A 6945-nucleotide genomic window follows, 5' to 3' on the forward strand; every position below is an offset into this window, starting at 1 on the left:
CAGCGGTGGTTATGGGTCCCGGCCTTCGCCGGGACGACAGCGGATATTTGTCGCTCACGAGCCGCTCTTCGGCAGATAATCGTTGGTGTAGAACGCCTTCGGGTTATCCTTGGCCTTGGCGTCGAGCCCGCCATATTCGACCAGCAGGTTGACGGTCTCGGTCATGTTCTGGTCGGTGACCTGGAACGGCCGCTTGGTCTTGGTCTCCGCGGTCCGGTAGAGCGGAAAGGTCAGTTCGAAGCCCTGCGTCAGCGTGTCGATCTTGCCGCCCTTGGGGTTGGCATCGAGGATCGACTGCGCCGCCACCTTCGGCTCCTTCTCGGCGGCTTCGACCGCCTTGGTCGTCGCCGACATGAAGCGGCGGACGAGATCGGCATTGGCCTTCACATAGTCGGCATTGGCGATGATGCCTGAGGACACCATGTTGATGCCGTAGTCGGCGAACTTGATCGGATAGACGTCCTTGCCGGTAGCGTCCTTGATCTTCATCGACTGGTCCATGACGTAGCCGAGCAGCAGGTCGGCCTGGCCGTTGATGACGGCGTTGAGCTTGGTCTGGCCGTCGCCCGCCACCGTCTGGAAGTCGCTTTCCTTAAGGCCGGTCTTCTTCAGGAACAGCGGCCAGATCTGGGTCATGGAGTCCGCCGGGGTGATCGCCACCGTCTTGCCCTTGATGTCCTCGGGCTTCCTGATGTTCTTGTCGACGAAGCCCATGGCGGACATCGGCGAGGTCTGAAGCAGCACACCGGTCGCGACCACCGGCGCGCCCTTGATGGCGGCGCGCATCATGGTGGGCACGTCGACATAGCCGAAGTCGGCGGTCTTGGCGGCAACGGCCTGCGTGGTCGCAGCCGAGCCGCGGCCTTCCTGGATCTCGAGGTCGATGCCTTCAGCCGCGTAAATGCCCTTGGCCTTGCCGTAATAGAACGGCGCGTGTTCGCCATAGACGTACCAGTTCAGCATCAGCACGACCTTGTCGGCTGCCTGCGCCGGCATCGCCGCGAACGCCAGCAGCGCCACTGATGCAGCCCCTATCCACCGCTTCATCGTCACTCTCCCTTGTCGTTGTTGTTTCGGCCGTTGGTGGCCGTTCGTTGCTTCGCTTACACAGCGAAAATCACATCCTCGCGCTGGCTGACATGCCAGGGAATGACCAGCTTCTCGATCCGGTCCACGATCCAGAACAGGATCACGCCGAGCAGCGCCAGGATCACGAGGGCCGCGAACATGGTCGGCAGGTCGAACGTGCCGATCGAGCGCTGCATCACATAGCCGATGCCGGAATTGGAGCCGACGAACTCGCCGACGACGGCGCCGACCACGGCGAGCGTCACCGACACTTTGAGCCCGGAGAAGATCGCGGGCAGCGCATGCGGCAGGTTCACCCCGCGGAACACCTGGAAACGGCTGCCCTGCATGGCGCGCGCGAGATCGACCATGTCAGGGTCGACCGATTTGAAGCCCTGAACCGCCGAGACCACCACCGGGAAGAAGCCGAGCAGGAAGGCGGAAATGACCTTGGGAATGATGCCGAAGCCGAACCAGACCACGAACAGCGGCGCGATCGCGATCTTCGGCACGGACTGCGAGAACACCAGCAGCGGATAGACGTAGCTCTCCACCGTCGTCGACCCCGCGATCAGCATCGCGACGGGAATGCCGAACAGCGCCGAGAGCAGGAAGCCGCAGACGGTCGCATAGGTGGTCGGCCAGGCCTGCCGCAGCAATTCCGGCCATTCGGTGCGCAGCACGGCGACGACATCGAGCGGAGCCGGGATCTGGTAGGCGGGAATCCTGAACACCCGGATCGCGAGATCCCAGGCCACCACGATGAAGACCAGGAACAAGAACGGCCGAACCCAGGCCGCGTTCAGCACCTTGGACACCGCACCTTGCTGCTTCGGTTCGGCCAATTTTCACTCCCGGCATTCTTCTTCGTTCTCAGGAGAAATTAACCCGTTGGATAAATACTGTCCAGACCTTTCCCTGTGACGTTTTGTGCGGGGGTTCCGCATATACGGCGTCGTCCCGGCGGAGGCCGGGACCCATAACCACAGGGGGGAATTGGACGAAGACTGGTCGTTCGGGATTAGCACCGCGCGCCGTCGATAGATCACGCGGTATGGGTCCCGGCCTTCGCCGGGACGACGATGGGGAGGGATATCGGGTCAAGCGAAGCGGCGAAGCCGCAGCTCCTACACCGTCTGCACCACGCCCGCGCGCTTCTTCGGCGCGTTGACGATCTGCAGCAGCTCCGCCGACCGCCCCGTCAGCGCGGCCAGCACGAGGCCGGCCATGTGCGCGAGCCGCTCGTCCTTGGCGTCCTTGGCGAGCAGATCGCGGCCGAAGATCACGCTCAGCGTCGCCGAGTTCGAGAGATAGAAGAAGCTGAGCGCCGCGATCGAGATGTAGAGCTGGACGGGATCGACCGCGACCTGGAAGTCGCCGCTCTCGACGCCGCGCCTCACCACGGTGCGGATCATCTCGACGAAGGGCGAGTGCATCGACTTGACCTTGGTCGAGCGCTTCAGGTGCTTTGCGCGCGCGAGGTTCTCGGTCTGGAGCAGCGAGAGGAACTCGGGGTTGCGCAGGAAATAGCCCCAGGTGAATTCGATCAGGCGGCGGATCGCCTCGGGCGGATCGAGATGCTCGAGATCGAGCCCGCGCTCCTCGCTGCGGATCTTGTCATAGGCGCCTTCGAGCACCGCCAGATAAAGCTCGTCCTTGTTGCCGACGTGGTAGTAAAGCATGCGCTTGTTGGCGCCGGCCTTGGCCGCGATGCGGTCGACGCGCGCCCCGGCAAGCCCGTGGGCGGAAAACTCCTGCTTGGCGGCTTCGAGAATGCGCAGCCGCATCCCCTCGGGATCGCGCTGCCATCTCAGAATTCGCTTTGCCTTCGCCTTCGCCAAACCGGTTGCTCGCTCGGTGCTGTCAGGATGTCCTGTAACACGCGCGCACGGGTTTGAGAACGTTTCGTCATTCCGGGGCGCGCCCTCTTGGGCGCGAACCCGGAATCCATCTTGCCGCGGGGGACGTGGATGAATGGATTCCGGGCTCGCCGCTCCGCGACACCCCGGAATGACGGAGGAAAAAAGCGTCCGCTGCCTCAACACCGTCATTGCGAGCGCAGCGAAGCAATCCAGACTGCCACCGCGGAGACAGCCTGGATTGCTTCGTCGCAAGGGCTCCTCGCAATGACGAGTGGAGAGGTCGGAGCCTGCTCAACCGGGCTTCGGCGAGCGCTCCAGCAGCACCGTCTGGATGCCACAGGTGCCGTCCCTCACCGTCATGATCCGCGTGCCCGGCTTGCGGCCGTTGCGCACCTCGGTGACGTCGAGGCCGGCGGCGATCAGGCGGGCGCGCGTGGCGTCGATATCGGCGACCCGCCAGCTCAGGCCCCAGAGACGGTCATGCGCGGCATCGCCGCCCGCCACGGGGCGGCGCACCACCTCGACGATGAGGTCGCCGCAGCGGAAGAACATGAGCTGGCCCCAGTCCTGGTGCGAGCGGTCGAGCGCGAGATCAAGTCCGAGCCGCGCGCCATAGAGCGCGGCGGCGCGCTCGGAATCCTCGGTGGTGATCACGACGTGGTCGAGCGCGTCGATCGGCGCGATGTCGGTCGGGACCGATCGGGGGCGCTCCTCGGCCAGCTCGAGGAAGAACATGCGCACGCCACGCGTGAGTTCCGTGGCGGCGCGCGTGCGTTTCCAGTGCAGGACGGCCTCGGTGACAGCGTCGCTGCTTTCGACCTCGGCGACCGGATCGGGCTTGAGCGCCACCCGCTCCAGCCGCCGGTGCATCCTGCTCATGTCTGCGACACGAAAGCACAGGCTGGCGAGCACGCCTTCATGGTCGTCGAGCAGCGCGCGCATCCGGTCGGCGGTGACGCTGAAGCCGCTCGGCGCCATCAATTCGATCGTCATGTTCTCGAGGGTGAACAGCACCCGGTCGGCGCCCTCGCCGGAATTCTGCCAGGCCGGCGCGCGTCCCAGCAGCGTCTGATACGCCGCCTTGGCCGCACCGATATCCCGCACCAGAGCGACGACGTGATCGAGACCGGTGATCATGCTCCCTCCCTCCCGACGGGGCCGGAACCGAACGTCCAGGGGGCGTCGGTTCTGCCCGGGCAACGCTGGCCCTGCCACGGTCGTATTCCGGCCCCATACCGACCTCAAGCGCCTATCGCCATGACTCTGCAAATATTTTGGCTCCGCGAATGTTTTTGGCTCCCGCCGAAGCGGTGCTAAGGTAAGCAGCCGGCCGGGACCACCCAGCGCATCACGGACAAGCAATGCAGGCTCTCTTTATCGGACAGACCTATATCGACGTCGTCTTCATCACCGACCACATGCCGACCGGCGACGAGAAGCACGTGGCCTCGGACTACGCCGTGTCCTTCGGCGGCAACGCGGTCACGGCAGCGTTCTGCTGCGCCAAGCTCGGCATCGTGCCCGATCTGATCGCGACTGCGGCCAATGACTGGCTGGGGCGCATGTTCCAGGACATGTGCGCGAAATATGCGATCTCGCTGCATGCGCGGAAGGTGAACCAGTCCTCGCTGTCCTTCATCATGCCCAAGGACGGCAAGCGCGCCATCGTCCGTTGCCGCGACGATTCCCACATCCATCCCTTTCCGATCCTCAATCTCGGCAATTGCCGCGCGCTGCATGTCGACGGCCATCAGCCGGACGCCGCGATCCACTACGCCAAGGTTTGCCGCGAGGCCGGCATCCTGACCTCGCTCGACGGGGGCGGCCTGCGCACCAACACGCACGAGCTGCTGGAATTCATCGACGTCGCGATCGTCGCCGAGCGCCTGTGCGAGCAGATGGACCTGACGCCGGAGAAGATGCTGGACTACCTGAAGAGCCGCGGCTGCAAGATCGGCGGCGTCACCATGGGTGAGAAGGGCCTGCTCTGGTACAACGAGACGGGCACGGTCGAGATCATGCCGGCGATGCCGATCCCGCGCGAGCGCGTGATCGACACCAACGGCGCCGGCGACGTCTTCCACGGCGCCTATGTCTATTCCTACCTCGCCCATCCCGGCAAAAGCTGGCGCGAGCATTTCGACTTCGCCCGCGCCGCCTCGACCTTCAAGATCCAGCGCCTCGGCAACGAGGCCGGCCTGCCGACCCTTGTCGACATCGCCAAGGTCAGGCACGAGTTCGAGGTCAAAGCCTAGTCTTCGGAGAGGTTCAAAATGGGGCGCGTCTACGTCGCCGGAAGCATCAACATGGATGTGGTAGCGACGGCCGACCGCCATCCCAAGGTCGGCGAAACCGTCGCCGGCCAACAGGTGCTGTATTTCCCCGGCGGCAAGGGCGCCAACCAGGCTGTCGCGGCCTCGCGGCTCGGCGCCCGGACCACGCTGATCAGCCGCCTGGGCAAGGATTCATTCGGCACCGAGCTGAAGGCGTTCCTCGGCGGCCAGGGCATCGATCTCGGCTACGTTCAGGAGACGACGCAGGCGCACACCGGCACCGCCATCATCACGGTCGCGGCGGCCGACAATACCATCGTCGTTATTCCCGGCAGCAATGCGCTGGTCAGCGCGGATGACGTCAGTGTCGTCCCGCTTGTCAAAGGCGATGTCGCCGTCAGCCAGTTCGAGATTCCGCTCCCCACGATTGCCGCCTTCTTCCGGCGGGCGCGGGCGGCGGAGGCGACGACGCTGCTCAACCCGGCGCCGGCGCAGAAATTCGGCCGCGAGCTGCTTGAGCTCGTCGACATCCTCGTGCTCAACGAGACCGAGCTCGGCTTCCTCGCCGGCACCGAGCTCTCCGACAGCGACGAGGCCGTGCGAATCATCGACGTGGCGCGGCAGCTTCAGGCGCACGCGGACCAGACCATCTGCGTCACGCTCGGCAAGCGCGGCGTGCTCGCCCTCGCAGGCCAGGAGGAATTTCCAGTGCCGGGCCGCGTGGTGAAGGCGGTCGACACCACGGGCGCCGGCGATTGCTTCGTCGGCGCGCTGGCGGCGCAACTCGCCGACGAAGTTCCCCTGCGCACGGCGCTCGCCTTCGCCAACGCCGCCGCCTCGATCAGCGTGCAGCGCATGGGTGCCGGGCCGTCGATGCCGACGGCCGCGGAAGTGGCCGCTGTCTTATAGGACGGAGCGCGCTTCCTTCGCCTCTCCCCGCAAGCGGGGAGAGGGAGAAGAGTTCACGCCAGCGCGCTCTTCAGGTCAAAGCTTTCATCCGCGGCCTGCTCCGGGGTGATCGAGCGGTCCATGCCCTGCAATCTGCGGCCGAACATGTGATCGCCGGCACGGTTGATGGACTCGATGCCGACCAGTCTGTCGCCCCTGTAGCAGAACGCCGAGAACGCCTTCCTGGCGGGATCGCCGCGCAGAACGACGCGATCGTAGCCGGTGGTGAGGCCCGCGATCTGGAGCTTGTCGTCACCCTGATCGCTCCAGAACCAGGGATGGCTATCGTAAGGCTTGCTGTCGCCGGTCAGCCGCGCCGCGAGGCAGCGGGCGTGGTCGGTGGCGTTCTGCACCGATTCCAGCCGCAGCGAGCCGCCGAAGCGCGGGCTTGCGAACAGCGCGCAATCGCCGATCGCCGAGATGTGGGGATCAGCCGTCGCGAGATATTCGTCGACGATGATGCCGGCAGCGACCGGCAGCCCCGCCTCGGCCGCGAGCTCGATGTTCGGCAGCACGCCGACGCCGACCACGACGAGGTCGGCGGGCAGATGCCTGCCGTCGCTCAAGGAGACGCCGGTGACCTTGCCGCCCTCGGCCTCGATCGAGGTTGCCTGCACACCGAGATGAATGCGGATGCCGGCCTCGCGATGCCGCGCCTGGAAATACTCCGAGACCTCCGCCGTCACCGCGCGCGCCATCACGCGCGGGGCAAGCTCGAGCACGTCGACTTCCAGCCCCTTGATCCGGGCCGTCGCTGCGAATTCGAGGCCAATGAAGCCGGCGCCGATCACCAC

At 65.5% G+C, this 6945-nt stretch carries 7 protein-coding genes; 2 read left to right on the forward strand and 5 right to left on the reverse strand.

From position 1 onward, the window contains the following. Positions 1-54: 54 nt before the first annotated feature. The 4 genes from AC1D00_RS19930 to AC1D00_RS19945 form a co-directional block, all read right to left on the reverse strand. Complete coding sequence (locus AC1D00_RS19930) at positions 55-1047, reverse strand: ABC transporter substrate-binding protein (protein ID WP_477011839.1); 993 nt, start codon at positions 1045-1047, stop codon at positions 55-57. Between the two features lie 56 nt (positions 1048-1103). Continuing rightward, entirely contained in the window at positions 1104-1913 is an 810-nt protein-coding gene (locus AC1D00_RS19935) for an ABC transporter permease (RefSeq protein ID WP_477011840.1), read from the reverse strand. A gap of 282 nt (positions 1914-2195) precedes the next feature. Next, positions 2196-2855 (reverse strand): TetR/AcrR family transcriptional regulator, encoded by a 660-nt coding sequence (locus tag AC1D00_RS19940; protein ID WP_135178456.1) that lies wholly within the window; start codon positions 2853-2855, stop codon positions 2196-2198. A gap of 366 nt (positions 2856-3221) precedes the next feature. After that, positions 3222-4067, reverse strand: coding sequence for a VOC family protein (locus AC1D00_RS19945; RefSeq protein WP_167771480.1), 846 nt, complete (start codon positions 4065-4067; stop codon positions 3222-3224). A gap of 224 nt (positions 4068-4291) precedes the next feature. On the opposite strand from AC1D00_RS19945, the gene AC1D00_RS19950 reads away from it, so the two are divergent. Both AC1D00_RS19950 and AC1D00_RS19955 read left to right on the forward strand, forming a co-directional pair. Continuing rightward, a complete protein-coding gene (locus AC1D00_RS19950; protein WP_135178458.1) occupies positions 4292-5185 on the forward strand; it encodes a sugar kinase in 894 nt (297 codons plus the stop codon). A gap of 18 nt (positions 5186-5203) precedes the next feature. After that, positions 5204-6112 carry a ribokinase gene (locus AC1D00_RS19955; protein WP_477011841.1) on the forward strand — a complete coding sequence of 303 codons (909 nt, stop codon included), beginning with the start codon at positions 5204-5206 and terminating at the stop codon, positions 6110-6112. Between the two features lie 53 nt (positions 6113-6165). On the opposite strand, the gene AC1D00_RS19960 is transcribed toward AC1D00_RS19955, so the two are convergent. Then, on the reverse strand, positions 6166-6945 hold a 780-nt coding region (locus AC1D00_RS19960; protein ID WP_477011842.1), incomplete at its 5' end, for an NAD(P)/FAD-dependent oxidoreductase.

The sequence above is a fragment of the Bradyrhizobium sp. P2_E8 genome (assembly GCF_056403875.1).